Source organism: Nostoc sp., assembly GCF_036917375.1.
In the GTDB taxonomy this organism is placed as follows: Bacteria; Cyanobacteriota; Cyanobacteriia; order Cyanobacteriales; family Nostocaceae; genus Nostoc.
In genome coordinates this window covers 17209-31656 of the sequence record NZ_JBALDN010000101.1, presented here as the reverse complement: position 1 = coordinate 31656, position 14448 = coordinate 17209, and the positions used below count along the sequence as shown (strand labels likewise).

General features: G+C 44.2%; 11 protein-coding genes. 6 read left to right on the top strand and 5 right to left on the bottom strand.

The features are described 5' to 3' along the window. Positions 1-248: 248 nt before the first annotated feature. Positions 249-2300 carry a pentapeptide repeat-containing protein gene (locus V7K45_RS27440; protein ID WP_335008276.1) on the bottom strand — a complete coding sequence of 684 codons (2052 nt, stop codon included), beginning with the start codon at positions 2298-2300 and terminating at the stop codon, positions 249-251. Between the two features lie 549 nt (positions 2301-2849). After that, the gene (locus tag V7K45_RS27435) at positions 2850-3275 is read right to left on the bottom strand and encodes a Uma2 family endonuclease (protein ID WP_335008274.1); all 426 of its coding nucleotides are present in this window, start codon (positions 3273-3275) and stop codon (positions 2850-2852) included. A gap of 291 nt (positions 3276-3566) precedes the next feature. Between V7K45_RS27435 and V7K45_RS27430 the strand changes: the two genes are divergently transcribed. The 5 genes from V7K45_RS27430 (at position 3567) to V7K45_RS27410 (ending at position 9874) form a co-directional block, all read left to right on the top strand. Further along, a complete protein-coding gene (locus V7K45_RS27430; RefSeq protein WP_334835192.1) occupies positions 3567-3752 on the top strand; it encodes a hypothetical protein in 186 nt (61 codons plus the stop codon). Between the two features lie 370 nt (positions 3753-4122). Then, positions 4123-6000 carry an NAD(P)H-quinone oxidoreductase subunit F gene (locus tag V7K45_RS27425; RefSeq protein WP_335008273.1) on the top strand — a complete coding sequence of 626 codons (1878 nt, stop codon included), beginning with the start codon at positions 4123-4125 and terminating at the stop codon, positions 5998-6000. A gap of 51 nt (positions 6001-6051) precedes the next feature. After that, positions 6052-6765, top strand: a complete 714-nt coding sequence (locus V7K45_RS27420; RefSeq protein WP_335008271.1) for a carbonic anhydrase — start codon at positions 6052-6054, stop codon at positions 6763-6765. Between the two features lie 170 nt (positions 6766-6935). Further along, complete coding sequence (locus V7K45_RS27415) at positions 6936-8432, top strand: NADH-quinone oxidoreductase subunit M (RefSeq protein WP_335008269.1); 1497 nt, start codon at positions 6936-6938, stop codon at positions 8430-8432. A 134-nt stretch (positions 8433-8566) separates the two neighbouring features. Beyond that, positions 8567-9874, top strand: coding sequence for a CO2 hydration protein (locus tag V7K45_RS27410; protein ID WP_335008267.1), 1308 nt, complete (start codon positions 8567-8569; stop codon positions 9872-9874). Positions 9875-9963: 89 nt separating this feature from the next. Here the strand turns inward: V7K45_RS27410 and chrA are convergent, their stop codons facing one another. Both chrA and V7K45_RS27400 read right to left on the bottom strand, forming a co-directional pair. Further along, positions 9964-11184, bottom strand: coding sequence for a chromate efflux transporter (chrA, locus tag V7K45_RS27405; RefSeq protein WP_335008265.1), 1221 nt, complete (start codon positions 11182-11184; stop codon positions 9964-9966). Then, positions 11181-11621 carry a beta-lactamase hydrolase domain-containing protein gene (locus V7K45_RS27400; protein ID WP_335008263.1) on the bottom strand — a complete coding sequence of 147 codons (441 nt, stop codon included), beginning with the start codon at positions 11619-11621 and terminating at the stop codon, positions 11181-11183. The genes chrA and V7K45_RS27400 overlap by 4 nt, the downstream gene beginning before the upstream one ends. Before the next feature lie 605 nt (positions 11622-12226). Between V7K45_RS27400 and V7K45_RS27395 the strand changes: the two genes are divergently transcribed. After that, positions 12227-12769, top strand: coding sequence for a GNAT family N-acetyltransferase (locus V7K45_RS27395; protein WP_335008261.1), 543 nt, complete (start codon positions 12227-12229; stop codon positions 12767-12769). A 279-nt stretch (positions 12770-13048) separates the two neighbouring features. Here the strand turns inward: V7K45_RS27395 and V7K45_RS27390 are convergent, their stop codons facing one another. After that, positions 13049-14359, bottom strand: a complete 1311-nt coding sequence (locus V7K45_RS27390; RefSeq protein ID WP_335008259.1) for an RNA polymerase sigma factor — start codon at positions 14357-14359, stop codon at positions 13049-13051. Positions 14360-14448: the final 89 nt, after the last annotated feature.

The window sequence follows — 14448 nt, the reverse complement described above, 5'->3', positions numbered from 1 at the left end:
TCTGCTTAATATTAAAGATTTCCATGTTTAAAGCTTGTATTTTATCAACTCAGTGCTGCTGGGTCATTTTTTCCTACTTAGTCTAAACTCCAGTTGTGTGTACACCGTAGCTTTCTAAAGGGAGGGAACTAGATTTTCTTGTTTCCCCCCAAGACATCGGGGGGATTAAGGGGGGTGATTAAAATCACAGCCAACCATTTTTCAAACAACCTCTTAAGGGTTTTTTATTCAAAAGACCTCACGTTAAATTATCCCAAACCGAACAGTTTAGAAATCGCAGGCAATAATTTATTACCCGCTTCCACTAAAGAAGCAACAGCAGGTAAGCCTGTAAATATCCCTTTCAACATAGTGATTGCTGTTTTTGCAGTTTTCTGCTTAGTGGATTCTTGGGGATTTTTACCCGCTTCTGCCAAACTATTCACCTGTTCTAGCGCTTCGGTTTTGTCTTCTTCTGACAAATATGTGGATTGTACGATCGCATCTTGCAACTGCGACAATAATTCTTTGATTCCTGGTTTCTCGGCATCGGTTGCATCAGGTAACTCATTGAGGGCAATACTCACGTTACCGCTAATGGTTCCCAGATTAGCGATAGAATTATTGCCAGCGATACCGCTAACATTACTGCTACCTTGAATATTGATGCCACTGATATCTGACATATTTGTATTTCCTTGTGTATAAAATTTTGGCTGCTTGAGAGCAGTATCTACCATATTTTCTAAACTAATAATGCGCTTATCTTTTTCTACCAGCAATAATTGCTGACTCTGCGATAAAGCTTTGAGTTGATTATAATCATCAAAATATTCGGCACTCAGTTGAGATTTATCGCTACCTGCGGCGGTTTTGGCTCTGAGCAAGATTTTATCATCGCCGCGTTTCTCCATTGCCACGATTTCTAACTCGGCTTCGGGATGGTTTTCGGCAAGGTTTTTGAAAGCAATGGCAACAGCGCGGGGGTCAACGCCTTGATTATGGTAAAGGTCGAGGGTGTCGAAAATTGGTTTGATAAAGTTGGCAAAATCCCCGTCTGCAAATACCTCTTGTTTATTATCAGGTTTGCGGAGGGGGTCAGGGTCTTCTTTGGTGGGTAAGCGCATGAAGACATATTCACACTTCACCCCATGCAATTTAGTTGTATTTGTAATGCCCCAATCTTCGATGTACGCACCTGTGAGGGTTGCACCTGTTAAATCTGTGCCGTCTAGTTGGGTTTGCTTCAGCTTTGCTCTTGACAAATCGGCATCTTGCAAATTGGCTTCACTGAGATCAGCGCCGATAAAACTGGCATCTGCTAGGTTAGCTTTTTGTAAGTTGATACCCCGCAGCTTTTCACTGTCAAATTTTGTATCCTGTCCCTGTCCTGTAACCAGCAGTTGACGTACTTGTGAGTTTTGCAGATAAGTTGAGCCAGGACGAACACGGTCAAGCATTTTGGCTTGATACCAACGGCTACAGATAAGAATAGTGTTTCGCAAATCTGTACTTTTGAGTGTGGCTTGGGTGAAATTAGCATTGGTTAAGTCAGCGCCACGAAAACTTGTACCTCCTGTTGCAGCAAAGGCGATCGCAATATTACGAATTAAGGAGTGTTTTTGATCTCCTTTCATGGCTCGCCAGCTGATGTAGATACTAAATAACGTTCCGGCGAAGGCTCCAGCGACGGCTCCAGCGACGGCGAAGGCTCCGGCGACGGCAAAGGCTCCAGCGACGGCAAAGGCTCCGGCGAAGGCGAAGGCTCCGGCGAAGGCGAAGGCTCCGGCGACAGCTCCGGCGACGGCTCCGGTGACGGCTCCGGCTCCGGCGAAGGCTCCGGCTCCGGCTCCGGCGAAGGCGACGGCTCCGGCTCCGGCGACGGTGACGGCTAAGGCTCCGGCTCTGGCGACGGCTAAGGTGACGGCGAAGGCGACGGCGAAGGCAACGGCAAAGGCTCCTAAACCAGCTATTATTCCTTGGCGAATCGTGATAACGAAAAAGACAATCAATGTGATTAGAGCAACCCAGCCCACAATTTGATTCTCACTATATGAGCTAAATATCTGCGACACCAAGTAACCATTGACAGACCAGAGAAATCCTGACAGTCCCGACAATAAGAATGAGATAATAACTAAACCAATTGCCCAACGGCGTTGCAGTCCGGCTTTGGCATGGCTGAAGTTTGCCCCTGTCAGGTTAGCACCGCTAAAGTTTGCCCCTCGAATGTCGGCATAGCTAAAGTTTGCACCCGCAAGGTCTTGTCTACCTTTAAAGTTGCGTCCTCGGAGATTTTGACAGGAGTTGTCTAAAGCCATGTTCCACTTTACAGAGGTGAGCAAATTTTACTACACGCTCACCCCTGTACATTCAGGAATGGTTAGATATATTTGTTAGTTGAGCTTCAAAGGTGCAATTTCGAGGAAAAAAGGTGCAACTTCGAGGCTCAGAAGATCATCGTTGAGCTTTAAAGGTGCAACTTCGAGGATAAAAAGTGCAACTTCGAGGATAAAAGGTGCAACTTCGAGGATATAAAGGTGCAATTTCGAGGATAAAAGGCGCAATTTTGAGGCTCAGAAGGTCAACGTTGAAGATAAAAGGCGCAACTTCGAGGCTCAAAGGTGCAATTTTGAGGATAAAAGCCGCAACTTCCAGGTTCAGAAGGTCAATATCGAGGTTCTGAGGCTCATTGTTGAAGTACAACCAATACAATTTGGTTGAGTAACAGTAATTGAGAGTTCACTTCCGTCCTGCTAAGACTTGTTCGGCACTCAAATCCAACTGTGGAAAAGTAAAAGAGATAATGCGTTCTTCTCCTCGGAATGCAACAGCATCATAGAACCCTTCCACTAGGGTGCATATTGTTACTATCTCTTGAATACAGCATACTCAGAACGTTTGCTGCGATAGTCTGTAGTTTGTGTAGATTCGCTCACGACTTCTACCACTAATATGGGGGGAGTTTCGTTGAGTTCGATAACAGCCTCTCGATTAGAAAGTGCTTCCCACTGCTGTGTTGGTAATACTACTACATCTGGAATTCGTGAGGTGTCCCAGCGTCCTCCACGTGGCGAACGCACTCCCACAGAAAACTTTTGTGCTGTCCAATTCTGGCCCATTTTGGCACTTTCATCATCAAAGCTTCGTTCTAAAAACTTGGAGATGCCACCGTGCTTGCCAGTGCCAAGGCTCATGGGAATTAATTCTCCATCTACCAATTCATATTGGGTATCCGTGCCATCGTTATACTTAAGATACTCTGCAAAAGTAAATTTTTTTGTGGTTGCAGTCATAGCGATACCTACAGTGGGCTGCGCCTACGCAATTCTCATTGATGACTCAATACAGTTATTCTACTTGCATTACAGTAAATACTCACTGCAACACGTCTTTTAGGTGTTGTGGCAGTTGTTCAATAGCGTCAAAGATAGCTTGTTTCGTTGTCATGGCGATCGCTCAATGTCGCTTTCAGATTGTTAATATTTTATGTGCTAAACTGCGGTGCGCTCACGCCCAGAAACTATAGCCAAGTCTATTATGTGGATATAGACACTGCATAACAACTTGGATTACAGGAAATACTGATGGAACGCTCGAAAATAATTGCCATTCTTACAGGTGCGATTTCGGTCATTTTAGCGATCGCCTACCTCATCGTAGTCCAACTCTTAGACTACCGGGATATGAAACCCGCCCCCATCAGCCAAGTTGACTCACCGCCTGCTATTACTATCTCTCATTGGCAGGTTGACAAAATCACCAAAATATAAATTACATTTAGTCGATTTGTAGAGACGCAATCAATCGCGTCTCTTATCATCTATATAAATTGATAAAACTAATGATAACTATTGATTCATCCCTCATTCGATGCATAGATAAGAATAAATACCTATTATGTCTTGTTGAAATAGTTGATTATATAAGAAATAATTAGAGTTATTATCCTAAATTTATTTAATTAACTAATTCCCTTTTGACAAATATAACGGTAAGCTGTTTCTAACAAAATTAAATAAACATAAATTTGTATGTTCTGCGTAGGCGTTGTCCGTCGTAGATCGTCGCTGGGTTAACTGGGATCAACGCCAGTTGACTCAAAACCACAAATTTTTAATGACAATTATAGAGGTGAGTTAGATGGCTCAGTTTCTACTAGAGACTGTTTGGCTAGTTCCGTGCTATGCCTTAATAGGTGGCTTGTTAGCCGTGCCTTGGTCGCCAGGGATCATTCGGAAAACAGGGCCAAGACCGGCGGGTTATGTAAATTTGGTAATGACATTTTTGGCGTTTGTACATAGTGCGATCGCCTTACAAGCAACTTGGAATTATCCAGCCCAAGAAGTATTTATTCCTTGGTTATCTACGGCTGGTTTAGACTTAACTATTGCTTTGGATATATCCTCAGTCAGTGTCAGTGCTTTGGTTGTGATTACTGGCTTGAACTTGCTGGCGCAGATTTATGCGATCGGCTACATGGAAATGGATTGGGGTTGGGGACGCTTCTATTCTTTATTGGGATTATTTGAAGCCGGATTGTGTGCCCTTGCTTTGTGTAATAACTTGTTCTTCAGCTATGTAATTTTGGAAGTCCTGACGCTGGGAACCTATCTACTAGTCGGCTTATGGTTTAGCCAACCCTTAGTAGTTTCAGGTGCGAGAGATGCGTTTTTAACCAAACGGGTGGGAGACTTATTCTTGCTGATGGGCGTGTTGGCATTATGGCCTTTAGCTGGAACTTGGAATTATACAGAGTTAGCTGAATGGGCGGCTACTGCTAACGTCAACCCAACAACTATGGCATTGGTAAGTTTAGCTTTAATTGCTGGGCCGATGGGTAAATGTGCCCAATTTCCCCTGCATTTATGGCTAGATGAAGCAATGGAAGGCCCGGTTCCCAGTACGATTTTGCGGAACTCGGTAGTAGTAGCTAGTGGTGCATGGGTGCTGATTAAATTGCAACCGGTGTTAACCATCTCGCCCATAGCTTCCTCAGCGATGGTTGCGATTGGTGCGGTGACAGCCCTGGGTGCTTCTTTAATTGCGATCGCTCAAATCGATATGAAACGCTGCCAATCCTATTCTGTCAGCGCATACATGGGTTTAGTATTCATCGCCGTGGGAGTGCAACAAGACGAAGCGGCGCTATTGTTAGTCCTCACCCACGCCATATCCGCAGCACTATTGGTGATGAGTACGGGCGGAATTATCTGGAATAGCATCACTCAAGACGTAACCCAACTTGGCGGACTGTGGAAGCGTCGCCCGATTTCTGGAATCGCCTTTATTGTCGGCAGTTTGGGATTGATTGGTTTTCCACCACTGGGTAGCTTTTGGGCGCTGATGGAATTAGCAGATGGGCTGTGGGAAACTCAACCTTGGTTAGTGGGAGTAATAATCGCGGTAAATGTTTTGACAGCCGTGAGTTTAACAAGAGAATTCGCTTTACTTTTTGGCAGGAAAGCTACACAAATGACAGAGCGATCGCCTGAAGCTCACTGGCCGATGGTTCTGCCGATGATGATTCTACTTGCCTTTAATCTACATCTTCCTTTGATCTTGGAAAATTTATCACTTTTACCAGATTGGGCAAGCCTAAATAAAGATGTCGCACTACTTTTAAATTGGTCAAGTATTTTCGGTTGCAGTATCACTGGTGTGATTTATTTCAGCAAGATTCCCAAACCGATTCACCTGCCTTGGAAAGGGTTACAAGACTTAATTGCATACGACTTTTATACCCCTAAACTCTATAAAATGACCATAATTTTTGGAGTTGCCAAAATTTCCCAACTTGCCGATATGATTGACCGCTTCGTAGTCGATGGCATCGTTAATTTCGTTGGTTTATTTTCGCTATTAGGTGGTGAAGGTCTCAAATACAGCAACTCTGGGCAAACCCAGTTTTATGCACTCACTGTTCTTCTAGGAGTGAGTCTTTTAGGAATGTGGGTAACTTGGCCATTTTGGGGAATCCAGTTTTTAAATTTGGTTTTTCAAATTTCGACAATTGGGTAGCAGTAACTATCCTACTAAAAGTTAACAGTTTAATATTGTGATGAGAATTTCATGAGCAGACAACATTCCCCAATCAATGTTTCTAGAAGAAGTTTATTCAAGTTTGGTGCAGGTGCGCTCGGTACAGGCGTATTGACAGCCGGACTTAGCTCAAACTTACTTGCAGCCGAAACCAAATCAGTACCAGATGATATTACACCCGATAAAGCACTACAAGAGTTATTAGATGGAAATGATAGGTTTGTTAAAGCAAAACGGCGCAATCCTAACCAAACTCAATCACGTTTAGTCGAAGTTGCCAAAGGTCAAAAGCCCTTTGCTTCTATTCTCGGTTGTGCAGATTCACGAGTACCTTCAGAAATTGTTTTTGACCAAGGACTTGGAGATTTATTTGTCTGTCGGATAGCTGGTAATATTGCCACAACACAGCAAATTGGTAGCTTAGAATTTGGCAGCTTAGTATTAGGTACCAAAGTCATCATGGTAGTAGGGCATGAAAGATGCGGTGCGGTACAAGCGGCGATAAAAGGCGATCCAGTACCTGGGCGAATTGGAAGTTTGCTTGAAGCTATTAAACCAAGTGTAGAAAGCTCAAAAGATAAATCAGGAGATAAGTTAGAAAATGCTTGTAAAGCAAATATTTTAGCGCAAGTTGAAAAGTTGAAATCATCGACAGTTTTATCTGAGTTAGTCAAAGCAGAAAAGCTGAAAATAGTCGGTGGTTATTACGATTTAGATACTGGAAGAATCAGTTTAGTTAGTTAGCTTTTTTGTCCTTTGTCATGAGTCATTGGCTAAGAGTAAGTAAGTCATCAAGAAATACAGTTCAGTTAAGCCTAAAAATTATACTACTGAAGCGTATTGAGTCATAAAGGACAAAGGACAAAGGACAAAAAACAAAAAACAAATGACAAAGAACAAAGGACAAAATTCCCATGTTAAGTGTCTTAATTTGGCTCCCGATTTTCGTTGCTATTATCATAGCAATATTACCGATAAGTATACCTAAGCATCGCATTCGTTTAATAGCATTAATCTTTTCGGGAATAGTTCTCTTCTGGAACCTGTTTATCCTGCTAAAATTTGATATCAGCAATCCAGGAATGCAATTTAAAGAGTATTTACCCTGGAATGAAACCCTTGGCTTGAGCTATCAAATAGGTGTTGATGGGCTTTCTATCTTGATGTTGGTGTTAAATAGCCTGCTCACCTGGATTGCTATTTACAGCAGTAGTCAAGAAACTGAACGTCCCCGGCTATTCTACTCCATGATTTTATTAGTTAGCGGAGGAGTCGCAGGTGCTTTTTTAGCAGAGAATTTGCTGCTATTCTTCCTATTTTACGAACTAGAATTAATTCCCTTCTATTTGCTAATTTCCATTTGGGGAGGGGCAAAACGGGCTTATGCTGGAATGAAATTCCTGATTTATACTGCTGTTTCAGGAGCCTTAATTCTGGCGACATTCTTGGGTATGGTATGGCTTAGTGGTTCTACCAATTTTGCTTTTGATGCAGTCTCTACAGAAAACCTCTCAACAACAAAGCAAATCCTTTTACTAGCAGGAATAGTATTAGGTTTTGGGATTAAAATTCCCTTAATTCCCTTCCATACTTGGCTACCCGATGCTTACGTTGAGGCTTCAGCACCAATTGCCATTCTTCTCGGTGGCGTGTTAGCAAAGCTGGGAACCTATGGATTGCTGCGATTTGGGTTGGGTATGTTTCCCCATGCTTGGAGCATTATTGCACCGACTTTAGCAATTTGGGGAGCAATCAGCGCCATATATGGGGCAGTAATTGCGATCGCTCAAAAAGATATCAAGCGCATGGTAGCATACAGTTCCGTTGGTCACATGGGCTATATCTTGCTAGCTGGTGCCGCTAGTACTCCCTTAGCACTCGTTGGTGCAGTCGCTCAAATGTTCAGCCACGGTATCATTTTGGCGATTCTCTTCCACTTGGTGGGAGTCGTGGAAGCCAAAGTCGGTACGCGCGAGTTAGATAAACTCAATGGTTTAATGAGTCCTATACGCGGTATACCCTTAATTAGTGCTTTATTAGTTTTAAGTGGAATGGCTAGCGCAGGTATTCCCGGTTTAACAGGATTTATTGCCGAATTTCTCGTCTTTCAAGGTAGTTTCTCTGCCTTTCCCATCCCGACTATTTTGTGTATAGTAGCTAGTGGATTAACCGCAGTTTATTTTGTCATCCTCCTCAACCGCACCTGTTTTGGCAGACTCGATAACTTCGCCTACTATCCCAAAGTTCTGTGGCCTGAAAAAATCCCAGCTTTAATTTTGGCAGCTTTCATCATCTTTTTAGGAGTACAACCCACTTGGTTAGTGCGTTGGAGTGAATCCACAACTACAACAATGGTGGCTGCAATTCCCTCCTTGGAAAAAACCGTAATCTCTGAAGTAGCACTCAAATAAAAAATACATCAAAACACTTGTAGAGACGGCGATTTATCGCGTCTCAAAACCTATCCTCCCAGGCGCAATTTATCGCGTCTTAAAACCTATCCCTCAGACGCGATAAATCGCGTCTCTACCCATTTACGATAACCATGACAGCAATTAAAACAGCAATTAAATTACCCCCTTCAAAACACGAGTTTGCCGAAGTAATTCACCGCTTAGAAGCAGGCGGTGCAATGTTACCCGATACTCCAGAAAATTTGATGCAAATCATCGGTTTGTACAAAGCTTATGCTGTACCGATGGATTTCTACTGGCGTGACCTACTTTATATTGCCGAACGCGAATTTTTAAACCCGCTTCCCTTCTTTAAATACTTCTTACCCAAAGAGTATTTAGAACTGCATAATCATTACGCTGGTGATGATGCCGATTTGCGAATTTGGCGCGGTGAAGCCACTGCACATCCAGAACTTTTGGCATTTATCGAGAAAGGTGAAACTTTCAAAATGCCAAAGTTATTCCATCACTTGTTCCACGATCGCATTAATATGGAATTTGCGGAAGCTTGTATGCGGGCGATGTTGTGGCACAGAGGGATGGGTGGACAATTTGACCCTTACCTCGATTCTGAAGAATACAAAGCCAACGCCGATAGAGCAATTAAAGCTTACTTCCAAGGTAATCCCGTAATGCTGGGACTTTACAAACTGTTCCCCGATATGTTTTTGGAACAGTGCCGCCAGATGTCATACTACGCTAACCTGGGCTTATTCTGGGAAATCATGGCTCCAGTATTCTTTGAAATGTCCGATCGCTATGATGAAGGTACCATTCGCAGCGTCCCAGAGGCGATGAGCTTCATAGTTAATGGTATATTTGCGATCGCAGGTCGTCCCATTTACCATCACGTTTATATTCGTGGTGAATGCTACGAAATTATCCCCAAATCTAAGGGTTTCATGTGGCTATACGAAGCTGCATTACCTTATGTAGAAGCAGTTTTTTACCGCACTGCACCCTTCCGAGGCACAAAATCTTATAATGCTCAAGCGCGTCAAGTACCAGAAGACCAAAAAGACTTTCACTTTGGTATTCTTTACGCTGATGTGTTTCCAGTCGGTACTGCTGGCATTCCCCCGACATTATTAATGCAAGATATGCTGCATTTTTTACCACCATATCTTGTTGATTACTACAGCCAACATTGCCGGGGTGAAGAAGATATGTTGATTCAGTTAGGAGTGAGTTTTCAACGCTCAATGTACTGTGTCACTTCTGCGGTAATTCAAGCTTTGCGAACTGCACTTTTATATCCATTAGATGACCAAAATCCCAAGCATTTACAAGCTAATCGAGACTTTTTTGAAATGCAGCTAAATCGCTTTACTCGTGCTGACTACAATATTCGTGATGCTGCTCGTTTAGGAAGCATTCAAAGTCAAGATTATCGATAAGATATCTCCATCTAAAACCTTTGTAGAGACGTATCACTGCTACGTCTCTACTTCTTTTTTTAATTTAGTAATCTCAAATAGTTGCAATTTCATCGAGTGTAGCCCAAGAGTGAAGCACCCCATCCAATCAAGGCGCTACCAAAGACTAACCATGCAGCATTGATGCGAAAGTGAATGGCTAAAATGGCTGAGACGATCGCGATCGCCAAACCGAGAAAATCTACAAATGGGGCTTGTAGTAATGTTAAAGTCGCTGCCCCCAGTTGCAGAGTAGTAACAACCATTAAGGCTACAGCACTAACATTCACAGCATCCAAAAATGCTCTAGTCCAAGAAGAGGCTCGTAAGTGGGGAATTAGAGGATTCAGGGCAGCAACGAAAACAAAAGAAGGTAGAAAAATTCCAATGGTGGCAACAATTGCGCCAGGTATACCAGCAATCACATAACCGATAAACGTAGCAGTGGAAAGTACTGGCCCAGGGGTAAATTGACCAATTGCGATCGCATCTAATAACTGCTGTTGTGTCAGCCAGCCATATTCTTGAACTAATCCCCCTTGCAGAAAAGCCACCAACAAGTAGCCACCACCAAACAAGACACTACCGACTTTGAGAAAAAACCAACCCAACTGCCATAAAGAAACATTGGCTACAGTAGATGCAGTAGCTACCGATGTAGCAAGTACAGCGGATGCTTTCAAAGTCGCACCTGTGCTGAGACTAGCAATTAGAAAGTTGGCTTTATCTCCTGGCTTATCGTGTTTATCGCCAGAATGCAACCAAACCATACCCAGCAATCCCCCAATTAATAGGGCAATTACTTCATTTAATTTCAACAACAATGTTAGCAATGCCACAGCGAAAGCGATTACTAGTAATTGGCGAGTTTTCACAGCCTTTTTGGCCAACCCCCACAGGGCATTGATGATGATTGCTAAAACAGCCGGTTTAATGCCATAAAGTAAAGGAGCAATTTGGGGTAGAGTACCGTAGGCAACATAAACCCAAGCAAACCCACCAGTAATTAGAACCGCAGGTAAGACAAAACAGACACCTGACACAATCAGCCCCAGCCATCCTGCATAGATGTATCCTATATGGATAGCCATTTCTGTAGAATTAGGCCCAGGAATTAGGTTAGTTGCGCCCAGCAAATCTAGAAAATGCTCCTTTGTCAACCATTGACGCCGCTTAACCACTTCATCTTCAATCATGGCAATATGGGCAACCGGGCCCCCAAAGCCGATGACGCCCAATTTAAAAAACAGGTTGGCGAGTTCACCCAAACGACTTGGTGCTGAGTTAGTCATTTTTGCTTGGCAATATACTTTTCAAGTAGGAATTGCTTGAGGTGAGGTTGTTCTAAATTTAAACCAAGTTCTTGAGCCTTCTGACTAATTTCTTCATAAGTCAGACTTTCACTAATAGCATTAGCAATCAAGGCAATACCACCAGCCCTTGCTCCAGCAGCACAGTGAATTAAAATTGGTTTGGGTAAGTTATCAATCTCCTGAATTGCTAACTCTGTTTGCTCTTGATTTGCTTCTGAAGGCTTTAATGGCACATTAGCATATTGCAGTCCAGCCGCTTGAGCTTGCTGCTGTTCGTCACTGAGAAAACCTGCTTCATTGGGAGAACGCAGGTTCAGCACTGACTTAAATCCCTCTTGGGCTGCCTGTTTTAACTCTTCAGAAGTTAGTTGTCCAGCAGCGCTTAAGTCGTCACTAACTTTTTTAGTGTTGCTCATAATCTTTAAAAGCACTATTCCGATAGTTTTATCGTAGTTTATTCTGTAGACTATTTATAGATCGATTTTCGTAGGGTGCTTTACCCGAAAATGCAAATACCTTGACTGAGGGAAAAATGTTGACGAAAAGCAGCTTCTGTTTCTTGAATTACATGAAAATTACGGTTTTCTCGCAGCATCAATTTCTCCAGTATTGCCATCAGTCTTTCAGCACTAGCATTACTGTATAAATAATCGATCGCTTCAACGAAATAATCAGACTCAAAAGGCTGCGATCGCTCTACTTAAATTTAAAAAGCCCTGATAAAAGTTCAGGGCTTTGATTTATATGCGGTTTATTAAATGCCAGCCTAAAATTTGTGCTAGCGCTTTTCTATAGAATTAATCATCCCTGAATCGCTTGCTTAAAGATAGCGGAGAACTACCCGTTTTTTACCTGGGTAGCTATTTAATAAAGTCTTTAGGTTTGTATATATCTTCACTGTGCGATGGCGTACCCGCCCGCCGTAGGCGATCGCTTCTTGGTAAAATTCCCCTATCCTTTGGTATTTGGTTACACCACGGTAAATATGAGTAGGTAAGTGCTAACTAACCTGAGTAAAACCATGAACTATAACGTACCACCTCCAATGAGGATAAATCTCCGCGCTGCTACCTTGGCTGATTTGGATCTGCTGCGACATTGGGATGAGCAACCTCATGTGGTAAACTCCGATCCTAACGATGACTGGGGCTGGGAGACAGAACTTGACCGCACTCCTGAATGGAGAGAGCAATTGATTGCTGAAATTGATGGTCGCCCCATCGGATTTATTCAGATCATCGATCCGGCACGTGAAGATAGTCACTACTGGGGTGATGTTGCGCCGAATCTTCGCGCGATTGATATCTGGATTGGGGAAGAGAGTGATTTGGGCAAAGGCTATGGAACCCAAATGATGCAGCTTGCACTTGCTCGATGTTTTGCTGACCCGCAAGTGATAGCTGTACTCGTCGATCCACTTGCTGGCAATACCCGCGTCCACCGCTTTTATGAACGTTTTAGTTTCCAATTTGTCGAGTCTCGACGATTTGGTGACGATGACTGCTTCGTTTATCGTATGAACCGACTAGATTGGCATCGTGAAGGTGTCAGGGCAGCACATTAGACCTCTTGCAAAAATATATTTTTGCACTCTTAGGGAAAAGGGAAAAGGTTAAAGGGAAAGGATTTTGAGTTTCTTTACCCTTTTCCCCGACTTTTGCAAGAAGTCTATTGATACGGTTTCAATACTGTTCAATTAAGCATTTTTAACTTGGAATTGGGGTTTGGGTTAAAGGTTTTTCCCTTTTACCCTTCGCCTTTCCCCCTTAACCGAAGTTTAATTAGTAACTGAACAGCAATCTAGGTAATCAATAATTCTTCCCGTGTCCGGTGATGCTAGATGTTAGGGCTGAACTTCGCGCAGGCGACGCTCTAGAAAGCGGCGTTCGCTGTCATTTGTAACCAGCATGAGGGCGATCGCGTAACTCTCTGCGGCTAACGCTGAGGCTCCGATGCGGCGCAGCATCTCGGCACGGGTGGCGTGAAATAGATGATAGTCATTAAGTTGGGGAGCAAGCCCATCAATGAGTTCGAGGGTCGTCTGAGGACTCTCTATCATTGAGATTGCCACCGCCCGGTTCAGCGACACAATCGGCGAGGGCTGCAAGCGTTCGAGCAAATCATAGAGGCGGACAATTTGTAACCAGTCCGTTTCTTCTGCTTGTGCTGCCTGACAATGTAGTGCCGCGATCGCTGCTTGCAATGCAAACGAACCAATCTCGCCCCGCAATGCCTCTTCAACGAGCGGTAGCGCCTCAGCAATCTGCTGTTGATTCCAGAGACTACGATCCTGATCTTCGAGCAACACCAGATCGCCTGCCTCATCCAAACGGGCATCACGCCGGGAGTCGTGCAGCAACATCAGCGCCAAGAGTGCAGTCACTTCTGAGGGCGGTTGGGGTGCCATCAACGTCCTTACGAGGCGACCCAGCCGGATCGCTTCTGTGCAGAGGTCAGCCCTCATCATCGTCTCGCCCCTAGTTGTTGCGTAGCCCTCATTGAAAATCAGATAGATCGCCGTCAGCACTGCATCTACCCGCACAGAGAGATCGGTTGTGTCCGGCACTTTATAGGGAATACCTGCATCCCGAATCTTGCGTTTGGCGCGCACCAACCGTTGCGCCATCGTTGCTGTGGGCACGAGAAACGCCCGCGCAATTTCATCTGTTTCAAGTCCGCCCAGCAGCCGTAGCGTCAAAGCAACCTGCGCCTCGATCGCCAGTGCTGGGTGGCAGCAAGTAAAGATCAGCCGCAGCCGATCGTCTGGAATTTCGTCTGTATCGTAAGTTGGCTCCTCGCGGGTTGGGATTAACCCGGAGGCGGCGTACCATTCCAATTTTTCCGTCAGCCGTGTCCGCCGTCGGAGGCGATCAATGGCTTTGTATCGGGCTGTTTTGACGATCCACGCACGGGGGAGATCGGGCACGCCGCTCGACTGCCATTGATTCACGGCAGCTATAAAGGCTTCCTGTACCGATTCTTCAGCCACATCGAAATCCCCCACCAACCGGATGAGGATGGCGACGATCCGCCCCCATTCAGCCCGGTAAAGTGAGGCGATCGCTTGTTTTACGTCTGTTTTTGCGTTTGGGATCATACCTGAATTAAAGGGGGCAGGGGGCAGGACAATACGGTTCGGATAAGCATTTTTCACTTTCCTTGTGGTCTGGGGAATGGGTTTGCGGGTAAAGGGTAAAGGATGTATTGAAAACCTTTCCCCTTTTCCCTTTGCCCTTTAACCGA